General features: G+C 74.1%; 19 protein-coding genes. 13 read left to right on the top strand and 6 right to left on the bottom strand.

All coding sequences use genetic code 11. The features are described 5' to 3' along the window. Positions 1–88: 88 nt before the first annotated feature. The gene (locus DZF91_RS40900; RefSeq protein ID WP_199486360.1) at positions 89–862 is read right to left on the bottom strand and encodes a GNAT family N-acetyltransferase; all 774 of its coding nucleotides are present in this window, start codon (positions 860–862) and stop codon (positions 89–91) included. A 122-nt stretch (positions 863–984) separates the two neighbouring features. Between DZF91_RS40900 and DZF91_RS02810 the strand changes: the two genes are divergently transcribed. Further along, positions 985–1,593, top strand: a complete 609-nt coding sequence (locus DZF91_RS02810; RefSeq protein WP_117355944.1) for a nitroreductase family protein — start codon at positions 985–987, stop codon at positions 1,591–1,593. A 188-nt stretch (positions 1,594–1,781) separates the two neighbouring features. Here the strand turns inward: DZF91_RS02810 and DZF91_RS02805 are convergent, their stop codons facing one another. Further along, entirely contained in the window at positions 1,782–2,474 is a 693-nt protein-coding gene (locus DZF91_RS02805; protein ID WP_117355943.1) for an SDR family oxidoreductase, read from the bottom strand. 72 nt (positions 2,475–2,546) lie between these two features. Here DZF91_RS02805 and DZF91_RS02800 point away from each other — a divergent pair, with 72 nt between their 5' ends. Continuing rightward, entirely contained in the window at positions 2,547–3,137 is a 591-nt protein-coding gene (locus DZF91_RS02800; RefSeq protein ID WP_199486359.1) for a TetR/AcrR family transcriptional regulator, read from the top strand. A 192-nt stretch (positions 3,138–3,329) separates the two neighbouring features. On the opposite strand, the gene DZF91_RS02795 is transcribed toward DZF91_RS02800, so the two are convergent. Further along, on the bottom strand, positions 3,330–4,004 hold the full coding sequence (locus DZF91_RS02795; protein ID WP_117355954.1) for a pentapeptide repeat-containing protein: 675 nt from the start codon (positions 4,002–4,004) through the stop codon (positions 3,330–3,332). A gap of 315 nt (positions 4,005–4,319) precedes the next feature. Here DZF91_RS02795 and DZF91_RS02790 point away from each other — a divergent pair, with 315 nt between their 5' ends. Beyond that, on the top strand, positions 4,320–4,931 hold the full coding sequence (locus tag DZF91_RS02790) for a TetR/AcrR family transcriptional regulator (RefSeq protein WP_199486358.1): 612 nt from the start codon (positions 4,320–4,322) through the stop codon (positions 4,929–4,931). Between the two features lie 60 nt (positions 4,932–4,991). Continuing rightward, positions 4,992–5,819, top strand: a complete 828-nt coding sequence (gene atpB, locus DZF91_RS02785; protein WP_117355941.1) for a F0F1 ATP synthase subunit A — start codon at positions 4,992–4,994, stop codon at positions 5,817–5,819. Positions 5,820–5,900: 81 nt separating this feature from the next. Here the strand turns inward: atpB and DZF91_RS02780 are convergent, their stop codons facing one another. Further along, complete coding sequence (locus DZF91_RS02780; RefSeq protein WP_117355940.1) at positions 5,901–7,097, bottom strand: cytochrome P450; 1,197 nt, start codon at positions 7,095–7,097, stop codon at positions 5,901–5,903. 138 nt (positions 7,098–7,235) lie between these two features. Here DZF91_RS02780 and DZF91_RS02775 point away from each other — a divergent pair, with 138 nt between their 5' ends. Next, positions 7,236–8,051, top strand: a complete 816-nt coding sequence (locus tag DZF91_RS02775) for an SAM-dependent methyltransferase (RefSeq protein ID WP_117355939.1) — start codon at positions 7,236–7,238, stop codon at positions 8,049–8,051. A gap of 1 nt (position 8,052) precedes the next feature. Here DZF91_RS02775 and DZF91_RS02770 read toward each other — a convergent pair whose 3' ends face one another. Together DZF91_RS02770 and DZF91_RS02765 are read right to left on the bottom strand one after the other, a co-directional pair. Then, a complete protein-coding gene (locus tag DZF91_RS02770) occupies positions 8,053–10,026 on the bottom strand; it encodes a hypothetical protein (protein WP_117355938.1) in 1,974 nt (657 codons plus the stop codon). 52 nt (positions 10,027–10,078) lie between these two features. Next, positions 10,079–11,617, bottom strand: coding sequence for a PucR family transcriptional regulator (locus tag DZF91_RS02765; protein ID WP_117355937.1), 1,539 nt, complete (start codon positions 11,615–11,617; stop codon positions 10,079–10,081). A gap of 155 nt (positions 11,618–11,772) precedes the next feature. Between DZF91_RS02765 and uraD the strand changes: the two genes are divergently transcribed. From uraD to DZF91_RS02725, 8 genes are all read left to right on the top strand, one after another. Then, positions 11,773–12,270, top strand: a complete 498-nt coding sequence (gene uraD / locus DZF91_RS02760; protein ID WP_117355936.1) for a 2-oxo-4-hydroxy-4-carboxy-5-ureidoimidazoline decarboxylase — start codon at positions 11,773–11,775, stop codon at positions 12,268–12,270. Then, a complete protein-coding gene (gene uraH / locus DZF91_RS02755; RefSeq protein ID WP_117355935.1) occupies positions 12,271–12,585 on the top strand; it encodes a hydroxyisourate hydrolase in 315 nt (104 codons plus the stop codon). A 3-nt stretch (positions 12,586–12,588) separates the two neighbouring features. Continuing rightward, positions 12,589–13,473 carry a factor-independent urate hydroxylase gene (gene pucL, locus DZF91_RS02750; protein WP_117355934.1) on the top strand — a complete coding sequence of 295 codons (885 nt, stop codon included), beginning with the start codon at positions 12,589–12,591 and terminating at the stop codon, positions 13,471–13,473. A 13-nt stretch (positions 13,474–13,486) separates the two neighbouring features. After that, complete coding sequence (locus DZF91_RS02745) at positions 13,487–14,368, top strand: FAD binding domain-containing protein (RefSeq protein ID WP_117355933.1); 882 nt, start codon at positions 13,487–13,489, stop codon at positions 14,366–14,368. Further along, positions 14,368–14,844 (top strand): (2Fe-2S)-binding protein, encoded by a 477-nt coding sequence (locus tag DZF91_RS02740; RefSeq protein ID WP_117355932.1) that lies wholly within the window; start codon positions 14,368–14,370, stop codon positions 14,842–14,844. Before DZF91_RS02745 ends, DZF91_RS02740 begins: the two co-directional genes overlap by 1 nt. A 131-nt stretch (positions 14,845–14,975) precedes the next feature. Further along, the gene (locus DZF91_RS02735; RefSeq protein WP_117355953.1) at positions 14,976–16,337 is read left to right on the top strand and encodes an 8-oxoguanine deaminase; all 1,362 of its coding nucleotides are present in this window, start codon (positions 14,976–14,978) and stop codon (positions 16,335–16,337) included. A 2-nt stretch (positions 16,338–16,339) separates the two neighbouring features. Next, positions 16,340–18,643, top strand: a complete 2,304-nt coding sequence (gene pucD / locus DZF91_RS02730; protein ID WP_117355931.1) for a xanthine dehydrogenase subunit D — start codon at positions 16,340–16,342, stop codon at positions 18,641–18,643. Between the two features lie 55 nt (positions 18,644–18,698). Then, positions 18,699–19,048 (top strand): glycerate kinase (locus DZF91_RS02725; protein WP_235834031.1); only part of this gene is annotated, 350 nt, incomplete at its 3' end.

Genomic DNA, 19,048 nt, shown 5'->3' with positions numbered 1-19,048 from the left:
CGTGTGTTGGCCTGGCCTACGCGCTCGCGTCGTCGTCCGTCATGGTCGGCGCTGGTCTGCATGTCCGGCCAAAGCGTGCGCGGGGGGCTCAGTTCGGGGTGGGGTCGGGGCGGAGGGAGATGAAGAGGGCTTCGCCTTGTTTCTGGTAGCCGACTCGGGCGTAGACGCTGGCCGCCTGGTCGTTGGCGGGCGTCAGGAAGAGGGTGGTGATTCCGGATCGGGCGCCCGCGCGGGTGAGGAGGGCGGTGACGGCGCCTCCGATGCCGCGGCGGCGGTGGGACGGGGCGGTCGCGATGCCCGCGATCTCGGCGACGCCCCCCTTCGGCGCGAGGAGCTGGCCGGCGCCGACGATCTCGCCCGTCGCGGTGTCGCGGGCGGCGGCGACCAGGCCGTTTCCCGCGAGCACGCGCAGCATGCGGGCGATGTCGTGATCGACGGGCGGGGGCGCGTCGAAGGCGGCGTTGGTGACGCGGGCGACGGCCCACAGGTCGTCGGTCGCGGACGCCGGGACGAGCTCAGCCCGGATGCCGGGGTCCACGGGCGCGTCCACGACCTCGGACGGCGGGCAGACCAGCAGCGGATAGCGGCCTTCGGGCGTGAACCCGGCGGCCAGCAGAGACGCCTCGACCTTGGGCGCGGCGCGCGGAATGTACTCCAGGCGGGGGATACGGGACCGTTCCCGGAACGCCGCGACCAGCGCCTCGATCTCGTCCGCCGTCGGGTCCGCGTCGTCGTCGGGGACGGCGAAGTTGAACGGCCAGTCCGCGTCGTCCGGATCGACCTTGGCGGTGAACGGCCCGACCCGGAACCGCTGGTCGGTGGGGATGCTCCGCAGGAACCTCTGCACATCGTGGATCAACACGTGGCCGAACGGTACGGGTGGGACGGCGGTGAGGCCACCGAATTATCACCGGTGAAGTCCGAGGGCGTCGGATAAGCCTCTGTACCGCCGCCCCCTCGTCCCGGGGCGGGGAAGGAGAACCGATGGAGTTCCGCGATGTGCTCTCCCACCGCCGGATGGTCCGGGCGTACCGGGCCGTTCCCGTGCCCGAGGACGTGCTGGACGGTGTCCTGCGCGTCGTCCGGCGCGCGCCGAGCGCGGGATTCAGCCAGGGCCACCGGGTCGTCGCCGTCACCGATCCCGGGACCCGCGCCCGCGTCGCGCGGATCGCCGGCGAGGAGCGTTACCTGGAGCGCGGGATCGGGCCCTGGCTGTCGGTGGCGCCCGTCCTGCTGGTGCTCGCCGTCAGCGAGGACGCCTACCACGAGCGGTACCGGCGTCCCGACAAGGTGAACGGCCGAGGCGAGGAGATGGTCTGGCCGACCCCTTACTGGTGGGTGGACGCGGGCGCGCTGATGATGCTGCTCCAACTCGCCGCCATCGACGCGGGCCTCGCCTCCGGGTTCGCGATCGTCCACCGGACGGACGAGCTCAGGGACCTGCTCGGCCTGCCCGGGGACGCCGCGATCGTCGGTGTCATGACCCTCGGGTATCCGGCCGAGCCTCCGGACGGCGACTCCGCTCGCCGGGCCGGGCTCCGTTCGCGGCGGAAGCCGGTCGACCACCTCGTCCGCCGCGACCGCTGGGCCTGACAGCGGGCCGCCCCCGGTTCCACGGCCCCTGGTGCCCTGCCCTGCCGGTGCCCCGGCCCCTGTGTCCCGGCCGCGTGTCCCGGCCCCTGTGTCCCGGCCGCGTGCCCCGGCCCCTGTGTCCCGGCCGCGTGCTCCGGCCCCGGCGCCCCGGGCCGGGCGGGGTGCGGTCCGGGGGCCGGTGGGGCGGGTCAGGAGATCGTGGCGCCGCCGTCGACCGGCAGGATCGTGCCGGTGACGTAGTCGGCGGTCACCAGGTAGGCGATCGCCTCCGCGACCTCGTCGGCCTTTCCGGGGCGGGGCACCGGCAGCGCGTCGGTGAACCGGCCCAGCGTGGCGGCGCGCTCGTCCTCCGCGACGAACGACCACCACGGCGTGTCGATCAGGCCGGGCGCCACCGCGTTCACCCGGACCGGGGACAGCTCGGCGGCCAGCGGCGGCACCATCCGCTCGATCCCGCCGTTCACCGCGGCCAGCACGGCGGTGCCCGGGTTGGCGGCGCGCGCCGACGCGGCCGACAGCACCGTGATCGAGCCCTTGACCCGGCCCGTCGCCAGCCTGATCACCGCAAGGTAGGCCAGCAGCTTGCCCTCGAACATCCGCCGGACGGCGTCCGCGCCGACCTCGGCGACCGGACCCAGGGCGTACGCGCCGGGGCTGAACGCGAGCACCAGGTGGTCGATCTCGCCCGTCCGCTCGAAGAACTCCCGGACCTGGTCCTCGTCGGTGCCGTCCACCTGCTCCGCGGCGGACACCGTCGCCTTGAGCTCGGCGAGCCGTTCCGGGTCGCGCCCGGTGACGATCACCTCCGCGCCCCGCGCGGCGAGCAGTTCGGCCGCCGCGCGGCCGATGCCGGAGGTGCCACCCATGATGACGACGCGCATCTGCGCACTCCCTTTTCTAGACGTTACGTCTCGATACTAATCCGAGACGCGGCGTCTTGTAAAGTGTGCGGCATGACCGGACAACGCGGCCCCGGACGTCCGCGCAGCGAGGCGGCCCGGCGGGCCATCCTCGACGCGGCCATGGGCGAGCTCCAGGAGCGCGGGTACGCCGCGCTCACCATGCAGGGCATCGCGGCGCGCGCCGGGGTGGGCAAGCAGACGGTGTACCGGTGGTGGCAGTCCAAGGCGGAGGTCACCCTCGAGGCCGTGGCCGAGATGGCCGACGAGTTCGTCGCGGTCCCGGACGAGGGGACGCTCCAGGCCGACCTGGACGCCTTCCTCGCCGCGACGTTCCACCAGCGCGGACAGCGGCCCGCCCTGGTCGGGCTCATGGCGCAGGCCCTGCTCGACCCGGAGTTCGCCGCCCGGTTCCGGGACCGGTTCCTGGTCGTCCGGCGCGCGGTTTTCCGCTCGATCCTCGACCGCGCGGTGGAGCGCGGCGAGGTCGCCCCGGACGCCGACCTGGACCTGCTGATGGACGTCGTCTACGGCGTCCTCTGGTACCGGCTCATGCTCGACCACGCACCGGTCGACGAAGAGCTCGGACGCCGCCTGAGCCGGCTGGTCGCCCGGGAGGCCGCCGGAGCGGACCGGCCGTCCTAGCGTCCGCACGTCCGGGACTGCGCCGGAGTTCGTCCGGGGCCGATGCCCGAGGCCGTCCGGGGCGGAGCGGGAGGTCGTCCGGCGGCGACGCCCAAGGTCGTCCGGGGGACGGCCGAGGTCGTTCGAGGGGACGCCCAAGGTCGTCCGGGCAGTACCGGAGGCCGCCCGGGGCGGCGGGCTTGCCGGGGGCGGTCAGTCGTCGATGGCGATGCCGGCGGCCGCGGCGAGGGACGGGAGCAGGGAGCGGGCGTCGGACGGTCCGACCGTCGCGCCGTCCAGGCCCTCGACGCCGCCGAGGCCCGACAGGTCGCAGCCGTCGAACCGGACGTCCCGCAGGGACGCCTGGCTGAACTGCGCCGCGACGAGGGCGCAGTCCTCGAACCGGACGTCGCGCAGTTCGGCGTTCTGGAAGTTGGCCTCGGTGAGGTTGCAGTCGCGGAACACCACGTTCCGCAGCACCGCGAAGCGGAATCCGGCCAGGTCGGCGCGGCATCCCTCGAACGTGACGTCCCGCAGGCCCGCCTCGGTGAACTGCGTTCCGGTCATCCGGCAGGTGGTGACCGAGGCGTTGAAGACGCGGGAGTCGAACAGCCGCAGGTTCGCCAGGTCGCAGCCCTGGAACACGACGTCCGCGAAGCCCGCGCGGTGCAGGGTGAGGCCCGCGAGGCGCGTGTCGGTGAAGCGGCAGCGCTCGAACGTCACGTCCTCCGGATCGTCCTCGGGGACGAACAGGTCGAGCCCGGCGTAGTCGAGCGAGAGGTGCTTGCCGTCGTGGACGAGCTCCGCGTCGTCCCGCCCGGCGGGCGTCAGCTCCCGCGGGAGGCGCGGCGGCTTCGGTGCTTTCGGACCCGATGATGACCCGGACATGCCGCCGACCGTACCCGACCGCAGCATCCGCTCGACCCGACCGCAGCATCCGCTCGACCCGACCGCAGCATCCGCTCGACCCGACCGCAGCATCCGCTCGACCCGACCGCAGCATCCGCTCGACCCGACCGGATCACCCGCTCGGCCCGGCCGCAAGCATCCGCTCGACCCGACCGGACGTCGGCGCACGACCCGACAAGACCATCCGCCCGTCCCCGGGGATCTCGCCCGGCCGGTCCGGGCGATGCCGTGGCGGCGGGCGGGACGGCCCTACCCTGGCGGGATCGGATGGTCGCAGGACGGAGGGTGCGCGCGGTGCCGAAGAAGGTCGATCACCAGCAGCGGCGCAGGGAGATCGCCGAGGCGCTGCTGCGGATCGCGGGGGCCCGCGGGCTCCAGGCGGCCACGATGCGCGAGGTCGCGGCCGAGGCGGGGGTCTCGGTCCGGCTCGTCCAGTACTACTTCGACAGCAAGCTCGAACTGCTGCTCGGCGCGGTGCCGTTCCTGGGGGAGCAGATGTCGGCGCGCATGGTCGCGCGGATCACCGAGGAGGGCGCGGGCGCGTCGCCGCCGTCGCCGCGCGCGGTGCTGGAGGGCGCGCTGACCGCGGTCATGCCGCTGGACGACGAGGGCCGGCGGCTCTGGCGGACCTACAACGCCTACTTCATCCTCATGCTGGACGACCCGGACTTCGCCGAGCGCGTCGGGTCGCCGCACCACGGCGCGACCGACCGCTTCCTCGCCGAGCACATCGCGCGGGCGCAGTCGGCGGGCGAGATCGATCCCGAGCTCGATCCGCTGACCACGGCGGCGGGCCTGTTCGCGATGGCGCAGGGCCTCGGGTCCGGCGTGATGGCCGGGCACCGGGACGGTCCGGCGGCCCGCGAGATCATCGTCTACCACCTGGACCGGCTGTTCCGGCGTTAGTGATACGCCTGTACCATCTCTAAGTGGTACATGCGTATCATCATGCCTCGGGAGGGCTGCATGCCGACCGCACCATCCCCCGCGATCCAGCCCACGACGGCGCCGTTCCCGGTATCGGGCGGGGAGTTCCGGGCCCCCGGTGGCGAGCTGTTCCGGTGGGGCCCGCTCTGGCCGGGGGTGCTGCCCGACTGGATCACCAAGCCGGTGCTGCTGATCGTGCTGTCGGCCGTGGCGGTGTGCGTGTTCTCGTGGCGCGCGTTCGGCCGTCCGGCGCTGGTGCCGCGCGGCGTCCAGAACATCGGGGAAATCGGCTACCTGTTCGTCCGCGACCAGATCGCGCGGCCGATGATCGGCGCGGACGGCGACCGCTGGATGCCCTTCCTGCTGCCGCTGTTCCTGTTCGTCCTCGCCATGAACCTCATGGGGGACGTGCCGGTCCTGCAACTGCCCGCGACCTCGCACTTCGCGATGCCGCTGCTGCTCGCGCTGCTCTGCTACGCGCTCTACCTGGGGCTCAGCATCCGCACGCAGGGCTTGGTCGGATACTTCCGGAACATCATGTTCCCGCCTGGCCTGCCGGTGTGGGTGTACGTCTTCTACGCGCCGATCGAACTGCTCCAGCACCTGGTGCTGCGGCCGTTCACGCAGTCGGTGCGGCTGTTCGCGAACATGTTCGCCGGGCACATCCTGCTGGCCTTCTTCGCGACCGTGGCCTGGTGGTTCCTGCTGGAGCGGCCCACGGTCGCGGGGTTCGGGCTGGGCGTGGTCGGGGTGCTGATGTCGGTCCTGCTGACCGCGTTCGAGATCTTCGTGCAGGTGCTGCAGGCGTACATCTTCACGCTGCTCGCCGCGTCCTACATCGGCGGCGCGCTGCACCCCGACCACTGACCCCCGGGCGGGGATCGGCCCGGCCGAGCACGGCCGGGCCTATCCGGGCACGGCTTGGCCGGGCCGATCCGGGCGCACGCGTCAGGCGCGTGCGGTGATCCTGGTGGGGAGGGCGGTGAAGCCCCGGTCGTTGGACGAGTAGATGCGCTTCACGCCCTTGTCGTCCAGCTCGAAGTCGGCGACCGCGGCGGCGATCTCGGTCAGCGCGACGCGTGCCTCCAGGCGGCCGAGCGCCGAGCCGAGGCAGTGGTGCCGGCCGATGCCGAACGACAGCGCCCGGCCGGTGTCGCGGTCGAGGTCGAAGGCGTCCGGGTCGGCGAACACGCGCGGGTCGCGGTTGGCCGACCCCAGCAGGGCCAGGACGCGGCCGCCCTTGGGGATCGTCACGCCGTGCAGCTCGACGTCCTCGGTCGCGGTCCGCGCGAGCGCCTGCGTGGACGGGTCGTACCGCAGCGTCTCCTCGATCCACGCGTTCACGCGGCCCCCGCGCAGCGCGGCGGCGCGGGCGTCCGGGTGCGTCCACGCGGCGTGCCAGCAGTTGCCGAGCAGCAGCATGGACGTCTCGATCCCGGCCCCGACCAGCAGGATCAGCACCCCGACGATCTCCTCGGGGGTGAGCCGGTCGTCGCCGTCGGCGGCGTCCAGCAGCCCGGAGAGCAGGTCGTCGCGGCGGTCCCCGGCGCGCTCGGCGGTCAGTCCGGCGTAGTAGCCGACCAGCTCGCCGATCGCGGCCAGCGCCTCCGGCGGCAGGTCGGTCACCGGGGCCGCCACGTCCTCGGGCCGGTGCATGATCGCCGCGCCGAGCTCGCGGACCCGGTCCCGGTCGGCCTCCGGGACCCCGACCAGTTCGGAGATCACGTCGGTCGGGAACCGCGCCGCGAAGTCGCTCATCAGGTCGAACTCGCCGGCCTCCAGCAGCGGCGCGAGGTGGCCGCGGGCGATCTCGCGCAGCCGCGGCTCCAGCGCGGCGACGCGCCGGGCGGTGAACGCGCGGGACACCAGCCCGCGCATCCGGGTGTGCTTGGGCGGGTCCATGGCGACGAACGAGAAGAACCGCTCGGCGTCCGGGCCCCAGAACGCGGGCTCGATGCGCAACCCGTTCACGCTGGAGAACCGCGCCGAGTCGCGCAGCGCGGCCTCGACGTCCGCGTGCCGGGACAGGACCCAGAGGTCGTCCTCGTCGTTGCGGTGGACCGGTGCCTCCTCGCGCAGCCGCGCGTACACCGGGTACGGGTCCTTCTGGACGTCGGAGTCGAAGGGGCTGTAGCGGACACTCATGGGAGGGCCTTCCGCGTCGTCGCGACCGAAGTACGTCGATCATGGCGGGAAGACGTCCGGCGATCCACCCGAAACGCGCGAACGCCCTGGCTTCGGGCACAATGATCGCGCATCGCCCTCCCCGAAACGAGGTGCACCGTGAACACCGAGCGCGTCCCCCGGGGGATCGACCCCACCAAGCCGCATCCGGCCCGCCGCTACAACTACTGGCTCGGCGGCAAGGACAACTTCGAGTCCGACCGCGTCTCCGGCGAGGCCGTCGCGCTCGGGTTCCCGACGATCCGGATCGCCGCGATCGAGAACCGGCGGTTCATGCAGCGTGCCGTCCGGTACCTCGCGGAGGAGGCCGGCATCAGGCAGTTCCTCGACGTCGGCACCGGCCTGCCGTCGGCGGGCAACGTGCACGAGATCGCCCAGGAGATCGACCCGGCGTCGCGCATCGTCTACGTGGACAACGACCCGATCGTCCTCGTGCACGCGCGCGCCCTGCTGACCAGCTCGCCGCAGGGCGCGACCGCCTACCTGGACTCCGACCTGCGCGAACCCGAGCGCATCCTCGCCGACCCGGTCCTGCACAGGACCCTCGACCTGAGCCGCCCGGTCGCGCTGATGCTGATCGCCATCACGCACTTCCTCACCGACGAGGACGACGCGTACGGCAAGGTCCGCACCCTCGTGGACGCCCTCGCCCCGGGCAGCTTCGTCGCGGTCACCAACGCCACCGCCGACCATCTCACCCCGGAGGAGCGCGAGACGGTCGAGGAGGCGAACCGGCGCAGCGGCATCCCGTTCCGCAACCGCAGCCGGGAGGAGTTCGCGCGCTTCCTCGACGGCCTCGAACTCGTCGAGCCGGGCATCGGCTCGGTCATCGAATGGCGCCCGGACGCCGTCTTGGAGAACGGCCCGACCCCCGCCCAGGTCTCCATGTACGGTGCCGTGGCCCGCGTCCCCTGACCTACTGCCTTGCCAGGACGCGCGACGTTCCGGCGATGATCGTGCTCGCCAGGACCCATCCGGCCGCCGTGAGCGCGGCGGCCAGCCACTGGTACGCGCCGCGCGGCGCGAACGCGCTTTCCTGCCCGAAGCCCACGATGGGCAGGAGCAGGTCGAGGGCGTAGAGGAACGGGTTGAACGCCGGCGCCTCGTCCTTCTTGAGCGGCGGCGGATGATGACCGGCGAACACGGCCGTCCCGAGCGCCAGCAGAGCGATCAGCCAGGCTGCGGCCCACTGCGGCCGATACCCGTAGCCGACCGTCCAGTCCTGGAGGAAACCCCAGGCACGCTGCGGAAACTGCTGAACGCCCCGACGCCGCCGCTGTTTCGCCAGCAACACGTCCCGCGCCGCGCCATCGTGCCCTGTGGCCCGGTAGACGGCGGCGAGATGCTCGTACGGCTGCGGAACGTACCCGTCCGCGTCGCTCGCCAGCAGTTGCAGGCGGTCGGCCACGGGCATCGGACGGTGCAGGGACTTGTAGGTGAAACCGTCCAGCCGCACTGTCGCCGGCCAGGCGTCCCGGAAATCGGCCAGAACATCGGTGGACGCATGGCGCAGGTCGACTTTGCCCAGCAGCTTCGTCCTTTCGCCAAGGCGCAGGATGCCGGAGCGTGCGCGCTTCAGTTCCAGGTCGCCGTCTATGTTCGCGTCGTCGAAGCAGAGATCCCGGCCGATCTCCGCGGACGTGAACGAGACGCGGCCGGACGCGCGGAAGCCGCCGCAGCAGTGGACCTCCCTGACCGTCCGCAGGTTCGAGGCCGACAGCGCCGCCTTTCCGGGGTTGACGAGCCGGGCTCCGCCGAGGTCCACGCCGTCCCGCACGCTCACCCCCGCGAGGTCGACCTCGCCTTCGGCCCGGAAGCCCGAGGTGAGGTACAGGGTGCCTCCGATGTCGGCGTCGACCGCCCGGAGAGCCGTCCCGCCGGGCTTGGAGATGTGCGCGCCGTCCAGGACCAGTGAGCCGCTGATGCGGGCCCCGCCCACGTCGACGCGGCCCGTCGCGGTGAACCCCCTGACGGCCCGGATGGCCGTCACGGTGATCAGGCCCGCGGCCAGGGCGGTTCCTTCGGGCTTGCGGAGCGTCGCGCCGTCCAGGATGAGAGCGCCGGTGATCGCGGCCGTGCTGACGTTGACGCTGCCCTCGGCGGTGAGGCGGGACATGTCCAGGGTGCCGTCGAGCTTGAGGGCTTCGGCGTCCAGGGCCGTCCGGCCGGGGCTTGCCAGGCGGGCGTCGGTGAGGTCGCAGCGGCGACCGAGGCGGGCGTCCCGGAGGCGGAACTCGCCGGACGACTCCAGGCGGCGGGCGAACAGGCCGTCCTCGGCGGTCATGCCGTCGCCGTCGAACGCGACGCCGCCGGGGGAGGAGAGGCGTGCGCCGTCGAGCGCGATGGTCTGGCGGATGTGCGCGTTCCACAGGCCGACCTTGCCCTCGACCACCGCGTTCCGGAGGGCCAGGTCGCGGCCGACGGTCAGGTAGTCCGCGCGGATGGCGGGGTCGCCGCGCAGCTCCGCGCCGTTGAGGTCCAGGACGCCGGCGACGTCCGCGCCGTCCAGCCGGAGAGGACCCGAGCAGTGGCATTCGAGCAGGCTCAGGGGGCCGTCGATGCGGGCGCCGACCGCCTGCAGGCCGGGGAGGCGGGCGCGGACGAGCGTCAGCGCGGGCAGCCGGGCGCCGTCCAGGACGGGAGCCCGCTCGAACTCGCAGCCGACCAGGACCAGGGTGTGCGGGACGGTCGCCAGCGACAGGTCGAGCAGGCCGGTGACGCGGGCGTTGAACAGGCGGACGGCGGGTGTGCGGCCCGGGAGGCCGGGCCGGACGCCCAGGGCGAGCGCCGCGAGGACGTCGGCGCGGACGGGCTCTCCGGCGAGGTCGGTGGGGCGGGATTCGGGGAAGGCGTCCCAGACGCGTTGCTCGGGCTCGGTCAGGTCGTCCACGTCGGTGGGACGCCGGAGCCGGGCCGCGGGTTGCGCCCGGCGGCGGCGTCCGTCAGGAGAGGCGGAGGGCGAGGAAGAAGTCGACGCGGTCCTCCAGGGTGGACAGGTCCCGGCCGGTCAGCTCCTCGATCCGCTGGATCCGGTAGCGGACGGAGTTGACGTGCAGGTGCAGCCGCTCGGCGCAGCGCGTCCACGAGCCGGAGTGCTGGAGGAACGTCTCCAGGGTGAGCAGCAGGTCGGCCTTGTGCTCCTCGTCGTAGGCGCGTAGGGGGTCGAGCAGCCGGACCTTGAACATGTGGCGGACGTCGTCGGGCACCGACGCCAGCAGCAGGACGTGCGTGGCCAGCTCGTCGTGCCGGACGACCGACACCGCGTCGCCGCGTCCGGCGGACAGCCGCCGGGCGTAGCGGGCCTCCTCGACCGCCCCGCGCAGTTCGGCGGCGGTGACGACGTCGCTGACGCCGAGCGCGAGCCGGTCGCCGCCGAGGCCGGGGGCCAGCGCCAGGAGCGTGCGGTGCAGTTCGCCCGCGATGTCGCGGCCCGGCTCGGCCGGGACTAGCGCGACCGCCTCGTCGTCCAGGAGACCCACGACCGGGGGCGTGCCGCCGGGCAGGGCCTCCCGCAGGACGGTCCGCAGCTCGCCCGGACGCAGCCGCGCGGACGGCCCGCCCGAGGCGGCGCGGGACACGGCCGACACGGCGGCGAACGACGCCGACGCGTCCAGGCCGGTCAGCTCCAGCCGGGGGACGATCTCGTCGGCCGCCGCGCCCGAGACCACCAGCCGGACGAGCTCCCCGGTCAGGCGTCCCGCCACGCTGAGCCGGTCGTCCAGCCGGGCCCGCTCCAGCGCGACGATCGCGGTCAGCTCGGAGACCAGCGCGTGCCGCTCGGCGGGCCAGTCCGCGGCGTCGCCCGCGCAGGCCAGGAACCAGTCGGCGACCCGCGCGGTGGTGTCGGGCGCGACGGGGAACAGCGACAGGTCGGTTCCGGCCGGCCGGTGCGGCAGGCGCGGCGCGGTGAGGAACTCGCGCGCCAGCCGCGCCGGGTCGTCCGGCGGCCCGGCGCCCGCGACGACGCGTCCGGTGGGGGTGAGGACCCAGCAGCGCATTCCGAGGTCGCGCCCCACCAGCTCCAGCACCGGCCCGAGGCCCGCGCCCTCGGTGACGCCCGCGACCAGCCGCCGGTGCCGGTCCAGGACGGCGGTCAGGTCGGCGGCCCGCGCCCCCGACAGCCGCCGGACGACCTGCTCGGTCACCGTCGCGAACGCCACGTCCTCGGGCACCCGGAACAGCGGGACGCGGTGCCGCGCGCACGCCTCGGCGAGGTCGGCGGGGATCGTCCCGTTGACCGCGTCCCAGGCGGCGAGCGCCGACACCCCGGCCCGCGCGAGCGCCCGGACGAACACCTGCGAGTCGGCGGCGGACGTCCGCCAGACCAGCCCGCTCAGCACCAGCTCCCGCCCGCTCAGGTACCGGCCGGGGTCGAGCAGGTCCGTCGTGACCACCCAGCGGATCACCCGGTCCAGCTCGTCCTCGCCGGTGACCAGCTCCAACCGGAGCTCGGGCATCGCGAGGAGGGAACGCAGCCTCATAGCGCCGAAGCTAACCCACGGCCCGCGCGGGGTGGGGATTGGAGGAACGTACGAAGAGGGGGCGGGGGGCGGGGGCGGGGTTCGGACGTCCTGTGGGTCGACCCGGGGGGTGGGCGGTGTGTGTACTCGGGGGGATCTTCGGAGAAGGGGGCCGGGTGCCGGACCGGTTGAACGCGCTGCCGCCGGACGAGGCGGAGGCGGAGTTGCTGGCGTGCTGCGCGTCGCGGCGGTGGGCGGCCGAGGTCGCCGCCGGACGGCCCTACGCGCGCCTCGCCGATCTGCAGGCGGCGGGCGCGAAGGCGCTGGCGGGCCTGGAGTGGTCCGACGTGCTGGAGGCGCTCGGCGCGCATCCCCGGATCGGGGAGCGGGCGGCCGGCGGCGGACGGGAGGCGCGCTGGTCGCGCGGCGAGCAGGCCGGAGCCGCGAGCGCCGGGGACGACACCGCCCGCGCGCTCGCCGAGGGCAACCTCGCTTACGAACGCCGCTTCGGTCATGTGTTCCTGATCTGCGCGACCGGGAAGAGTGCCGGCGAGGTGCTGGCCGAGCTGCGCGTCCGGCTGGGGAACGACGCCGGGACGGAGCGGGAGGCCGTCCGCGCCGAGCTCGCCGCCATCACCCGGCTGCGGCTGGCCAAGCTGATCGGAGGGGTGTGAATGTCGCTCTCGACCCACGTGCTGGACGCCGCGAAGGGGGAGCCCGCGCGCGGCGTGCCCGTCACGCTGGAGAGACGGGAGGACGGCGGGTACCGCCGGATCGCCGAGGCCCGCACCGACGGCGACGGCCGGATCCGCGACTGGGGCGGCGCCGGCATCACCGCCGGGACGTACCGGCTGGTGTTCGACACCGCCGGGCTGTCGGACTTCTTCCCCGAGGTGGTCGTCGCGTTCACCGTCGCCGACCCCGGACGGCACCACCACGTGCCGCTGCTGCTGAGCCCGTTCGCGTACTCGACCTACCGGGGGAGCTAGCCGATGGCCATCGTTCTCGGGCCCAACCGCTACGGGAAGGCGGAGACGCGCGTCGTCCGGGTCACCAGGGACGGCCCGACCCACCACGTCAAGGACCTGAACGTCAGCGTCTCGCTGTCCGGTGACATGGACCGCGTCCACCTGGCCGGCGACAACGCGGCGGTGCTCACCACGGACGCGCAGAAGAACACGGTCTTCGCGTTCGCCAGGAAGCACGGTGTCGGCGAGATCGAGGACTTCGCGCTGCTGCTCGCGCGGCACTTCACCGACTCCCAGCCGACGATCCACCACGCGCGGGTCGAGATCGAGGAGTACACCTGGAACCGGATCGCGCACCAGGACGGCCCGCCCAGGCCGCACTCGTTCGTCCGCAGCGGCGCCGAGACGCGCACCTGCCTCGTCCACAGCGACGGGACGGGCGGCGCGGAGTCGGTGGTGTCGGGCCTGAAGGACCTCGTCGTCATGAACTCGACGGGCAGCGAGTTCCACGGCTTCATCAAGGACGAGTACACGACCCTCCCCGAGACCGACGACCGGATCCTCGCGACGGCCGTGACCGCCCGCTGGCGGCACCGGGGCGACCCGGACGACTGGGGCAGGTCCTACTGCGAGGCCAGAGGTCGCCTGCTGGACGCGTTCGCCGGGACGCACTCGCTGTCGCTCCAGCAGACGCTGTACGAGATGGGACGCCGGGTGCTGGCCGGATGCCCCGAGGTCTGCGAAGTACGGCTGGCGATGCCGAACAAGCACCACTTCGCGGTAAACCTGTCGCCGTTCGGCCTGGACAACCCCAACGAGGTGTTCCACGCAGCCGACCGCCCGTACGGTCTGATCGAGGGGACGGTGGCGGACGACGCCGGACCAACCCCCGGCCCGGCGTGGGAGTGAGAGGCTGGGGAACATGGACTTCCTGCGCCCGCTGACCTGGCAGGACGCGCTCGCCGCCAAGGCCGCGCGGCCCGGCGCGGTGCCGATCCAGGGCGGCACGGACGTCATGGTCGAGATCAACTTCGGGTCCGCCGCGCGGCGTCCCGAGGCGCTGCTCGACCTGAACCCGGTCCGGGAGCTGGCCGGGCACGAGGAGCTGCCGGACGGCACGCTCCGGGTCGGCGCGGGCGTCCCGTACGTCCGGCTGATCGCCGAGCTGGGGGACCGGCTTCCCGGTCTCGCGCAGGCGTCCCGGACGGTCGGCTCGCCGCAGATCCGCAACCGGGGAACGGCCGGCGGCAACCTCGGCGCGGCCTCGCCCGCCGGGGACTGCCATCCGCCGCTGCTCGCCTGCGGCGCGGTGGTCGAGGCCGAGTCGGCCGCGCGCGGCACCCGGCTGATCCCGGCCGCCGACTTCTACACCGGAGTGAAGCGCAACGCGCTGGAGCCGGACGAGCTGATCCGCGCGATCCGGATCGCCCCGGCGTCCGGCCCGCAGTACTTCGCCAAGATCGGCACCCGGAACGCGATGGTGATCGCGGTCTGCTCGTTCGCGATCGCGCTGCACCCGCGCGAGCGGCGCGTCGGCACCGGCATCGGGTCGGCCGCGCCGACGCCGCTCCGCGCGACCGCCGCCGAGGAGTACCTGTCCACCGAGCTGGACTGGGAGGGCCGCGGTCCACTGCCGGACGCGGTCGCGCGGCGGTTCGGCGAGTTCGTCCGGGAGGCGGCGGCCCCGATCGACGACGTGCGCGGCACCGCGGGCTACCGGCGGCACGCCCTCGCCGTGCTGGCGCGCCGCACGCTGACCTGGGCGTGGAACGACCACCGGGCCGCCCGGAAGGAGGTGTCGTGATGCGCGTGAACCTCACCGTGAACGGTGTGGAGCAGACCGTGGACGACGTGTGGGAGGGCGAGTCCCTGCTGTACGCGCTGCGCGAGCGCCTGGGCCTGCCGGGCTCGAAGAACGCCTGCGAGCAGGGCGAATGCGGCTCCTGCACGGTGTACCTGGACGGCGTTCCGGTCTGCGCGTGCCTGGTGGCCGCCGGGCAGGCCGAAGGACGCGAGGTCCGCACCGTCGAGGGCCTGGCTCCCGGAGGCGGCGGGCTGGACCCCGTCCAGGAGGCGTTCGTGGAGGCGGGCGCGGTGCAGTGCGGCTTCTGCACGCCCGGCCTCGTCGTCCAGTCGCACGACCTCATCGAGCGGGTGCCCGATCCGTCCGACGCGGAGATCCGCGAGGCGCTCGCCGGGAACCTGTGCCGCTGCACCGGCTACGAGAAGATCCTCGACGCCGTGCGGCTGGCCGCGAGAAGGAAGGCGTCCACCACGTGACCGTCCCCGCACCGCGCACGGCCGCCGGCTCCGAGCCCGGGAACGTCCGCTCCGAGCCGGGAGCCGTCCGCTCCGGGCCCGGGGCCGCCCGCTCCGGGCCCGGGCCGGTCCCGCCGGTACCCGTGGTCGTCATCGAGAACGCGCACGTCGTGACCGTGTCGGGGCGCGAGCACCCCGGCGGGCACCTGGTGGCCGAGGGCGACCGGATCACCGCCGTCGGCCCCGGTCCCGCGCCCCGGTCCGCCCTGCGCGCGGACGGCGGCCGGACGGTCGAGCGAATCGACGGGACGGGCTGCCTCCTCACGCCCGGCCTGGTCAACACCCACCACCACCTCTACCAGTGGGCGTCGCAGGGGCTCGCCGTGGACGGCTCGCTGTTCGACTGGCTCGTGGCGTCCTACCCCGTGTGGGCGCGGATGGACGCGGAGGTCGTCGCGGGCGCGGCGTCCGCCGGGCTGGGCTGGCTCGCACTGTCGGGCTGCACGACGTCCACCGACCACCACTACATCTTCCCGAAGGGGCGCGGCGACCTGTTCGCGGCCGAGATCGGGGCGGCGCGCGAGCTGGGGATCCGGTTCCACCCGTGCCGGGGCTCGATGGACCGGGGCGAGTCCCGGGGCGGGCTGCCGCCGGACGAGGTCGTCGAGGACACCGACACCGTCCTCGCCGAGACCGAGGCCGCGATCGACCGGTACCACGACGCGTCCTTCGGCTCCATGCTGCGGATCGCGGTTGCGCCCTGCTCGCCGTTCTCGGTGACCCGCGACCTGCTCGTCCGGTCGGCGGAGCTGGCCCGCGCGCGCAACGTCCGGCTGCACACCCACCTCGCCGAGACCCTGGACGAGGAGGAGCACACCCGCGAGCAGTTCGGCCGGACGCCGGTCGAGTACATGGACGACCTCGGCTGGCTCGGCTCGGACGTGTGGTTCGCGCACTGCGTCCACCTGCACGACACCGACATCAAGCGGTTCGCCGAGACCGGCACCGGGACCGCGCACTGCCCGTCGTCCAACGCGCGGCTCGGGTCCGGCATGGCGCGCGTGTCGGCGCTGCTGGAGGCGGGCGCGACCGTGGGACTCGGCGTGGACGGCGCCGCGTCGGCCGAGATGGTGCCGCTGGCCGGGGAGATCAGGCAGGCCCTGTACACCCAGCGCGCCGCGCACGGGCCGGGCGCGCTGACCGCCCGGCAGGCGCTGGAGATCGCGACCCTGGGCGGCGCGCGCTGCCTCGGCCGCGAGGACGAGATCGGCTCGCTCGAACCCGGCAAGCTCGCGGACCTCGCGCTGTGGCGGGTGGACGGCTTCCACGCCGCGGTCGACGACCCGGTGGTCGCGCTGTCCTTCGGGCGGACCCCGCCGCTGGAGCGGCTGCTCGTCGGCGGCCGGACGGTCGTCCGAGCCGACACGCTCGTCTCCGTCCCGCAGGACGAGGTCGGACGCCGGGGCGCGGCGGCGCACCGGCGGCTGACACGACTGGCCGAGGAGGTCCGGTAGCCATGGCAGCTCCGATCGAGTCGCCGGGACGGGTCGCGCCGCCCGGGCGGGGCGGCGTCGGCGACAGCCCCGTCCGGCCGGACGGGACGCTGAAGGTCGCGGGTGCGTTCGCGTTCGCCTCCGACCTCGGCATCGACGGGATGCTGTGGGGCGCGACGCTGCGCAGCCCGCACCCGCGCGCCCGCATCGTGTCGCTCGACGTCGGGCCCGCGCTGGCGGTCCCGGGCGTCCGGGCCGTCCTGACCCACGAGGACGTCCCGGGCAGCAGGCACTTCGGCATCGACGGCCTGGCCGACCAGCCGGTGCTGGCGATCGGCGAGGTCCGGCACCAGGGCGAGCCGGTCGCGCTGGCCGCCGCCGACCACCCGGAGACGGCGCGGCGCGCGCTGGCGGCGATCGCCGTGGAGTACGAGGTGCTGGAGCCGGTCACCGACGTCCGCGCCGTGATCGCCGACCCCGAGGGGAACCGGGTGCAGCCGCTCGGCGGCATCACGCGGTACCAGCCCGTCCGCGTCGGGGACGTGGCCGCGGCGCGCGCGGAGGCCGAGGTCGTCGTCTCCGGCGAGTTCGAGGTCGGGATGCAGGACCAGGCGTTCCTCGGCCCCGAGGCGGGGCTCGCGATCCCGGCCGAGGACGGCGGGATCGAACTGCTCGTCTCCACCCAGTGGCTGCACAACGACCTCAAGCAGATCGCGCCCTGCCTCGGCCTGCCCGAGGACAGGGTCCACATGACGCTGGCGGGCGTCGGCGGCGCGTTCGGCGGACGCGAGGACCTGTCCATGCAGATCCACGCCGGGATGCTCGCGCTGCACACCGGTCGGCCGGTGAAGATGTCCTACAACCGGTACGAGTCGTTCTTCGGTCACGTCCACCGGCATCCGGCGTCCATGCGGTACGAGTACGGCGCGACGGCGGACGGCAGGCTCCTCTACGCCGACGTCGAGATCGTGCTGGACGGCGGCGCGTACACGTCGTCCACGCTCAACGTCACGGGCAACGCGGCGTCGCTCGGCGTCGGCCCGTACGAGATCCCCAACATCCGGATCGACGCCTACGGGGTCTACACCAACAACCCGCCGTGCGGGGCGATGCGCGGGTTCGGCGCGGTGCAGGCGTGCTTCGCCTACGAGGCGATGATGGACCGGCTGGCCGCGGCCTGCGGCCTCACGCCGCTGGAGGTGCGGCGCCGCAACGCCGTCTCCCAGGGCTCCCGGCTCGCGACCGGGCAGGTCATCGACTCGCCCGCGCCGCTCGCCGAGATGCTGACCCGGCTGGAGGAGATGCCGCTGCCGCCCGCCGCCGACACCTCCGACCTGCGGAACCTGCCCGGCGGCGTCTCCCAGACCACGCACGGCGAGGGCGTGGTGCGCGGCGTCGGGTACGGCGTCGGGATCAAGAACATCTGCTTCTCGGAGGGCTTCGACGACTACTCGACGGCGCGCGTCCGGCTGGAGGTGATCGGCGGCGCCGCGACCGCGCTCGTGCACACCGCCGCAGCCGAGGTCGGGCAGGGGCTGGTGACCGTCCAGGAGCAGATCGTCCGGACCGAGCTGGGCGTGCGGCGGGTGACGGTCGCGCCCGCCGACACCCGCGTCGGGGACGCGGGGTCGTCGTCGGCGTCCCGGCAGTCGTACATGTCGGGCGGCGCGGTGAAGGCCGCGTGCGAGGCCGTCCGGGGCGTCCTGCTGGAGCGGGCCGCCGCGCGGTTCGGCCACCGCGACCTGTCCCTGTCCGACGGGAAGGTCGTGTCGCGCGCGGCCGGGGTGCTGGCGTCCGTCGAGGACGTCCTCGGGGACGAGGCCGTCGAGGAGACCCGCGAGTTCCGGCACCGCCCGACGCAGCGGATGGACCCGGTCACCGGGCAGGGCGACTCGCACTCGCAGCTCGCGCTGTGCGTGCACCGCGCGGTCGTGGACGTGGACACCGAACTCGGCCTGGTCAAGGTGGTCGAGATGGCCGCCGTCCAGGACGTCGGGCGGATCCTCAACCGGACGGCGCTGGAGGGGCAGATCCACGGCGGCTCCGCGCAGGGCCTCGGGCTGGCGCTGATGGAGGAGATCGTGGTGGAGGACGGCGTGGTCCGGAACCCGTCGTTCACCGACTACCTGATCCCGACCATCCTGGACATGCCGCCGATGCGGCTCGACATCCTGGAGTACCCGGACCCCGCCGCGCCCTACGGGCTGCGCGGCGCGGGCGAGCCGCCGACGCTCTCGTCCACCCCGGCCATCGTCGCGGCCGTCCGCGACGCCACCGGCAAGGCCCTCGACCGCGTGCCGGTCCGTCCCGAACACCTCGTCGCATGACCGGACGGACCGGACGGACCGGTGGGACGGCCCGCGGGGCCGGGAGGAGGCGCGGGTGACGGCGGGCCATGTGGTGATCGCGCCCGACAAGTTCAAGGGGACGCTGACGGCCGCGGAGGCCGCCGCGCACGTCGCCGCCGGGCTGCGGCGCGTCCGGCCGGACGTCCCGCTGACGCCGCTGCTCGTGGCGGACGGCGGCGACGGCACCGTGGACGCCGCCGTCGCCGCCGGGTTCTCCCGCGTCCGGACGGCGGTGACCGGGCCGACGGGCGAGCCGGTCGTCGCGTCCTACGCGGTGCGCGGGACGACGGCCGTGGTCGAGCTGGCCGAGGCGTCCGGGCTGCGCCGCCTGCCGGGCGGACGGCCCGCGCCGCTGGCGGCGTCCAGCCGGGGGACGGGCGAGCT

Source organism: Actinomadura logoneensis, from assembly GCF_003428695.1.
Classification (GTDB): domain Bacteria; phylum Actinomycetota; class Actinomycetes; order Streptosporangiales; family Streptosporangiaceae; genus Spirillospora; species Spirillospora logoneensis.
Note: the sequence above shows the minus strand (reverse complement) of the source record. Positions and strands in the feature narration are given on the sequence as shown.